This window comes from Pseudomonas sp. SIMBA_067, assembly GCF_046534675.1.
Classification (GTDB): domain Bacteria; phylum Pseudomonadota; class Gammaproteobacteria; order Pseudomonadales; family Pseudomonadaceae; genus Aquipseudomonas; species Aquipseudomonas putida.
Genome location: NZ_JAWRYH010001381.1, coordinates 1 through 235 on the forward strand (window position 1 = coordinate 1; position 235 = coordinate 235).

General features: G+C 37.0%; 1 pseudogene. It reads right to left on the bottom strand.

Annotation, left to right across the window (positions count from 1 at the left end):
* Positions 1-121: 121 nt before the first annotated feature.
* Positions 122-235: pseudogene (locus SB765_RS33890) on the bottom strand (type I glyceraldehyde-3-phosphate dehydrogenase); the annotation flags it as partial.

Here is a 235-nt window from a genome sequence, read left to right on the forward strand (position 1 = left end):
CCAGCATTCTCAGCGCCCCATCGGTTAAAGTAAACGCCCAATAATTACCGGTAATAATTAAATATTGTTTTATCGCTTGAGGTAAATCACTAAGTTGAGCAAACATGGTTAATACCTTGTGCTAATTAACTACATCACTTTTTGCTACTTTTAGCATAAGTTCGGCGGTACGGTTTGCATATCCCCATTCATTATCGTACCAAGCATACAATTTAAGCTGGGTATTATTAATCAC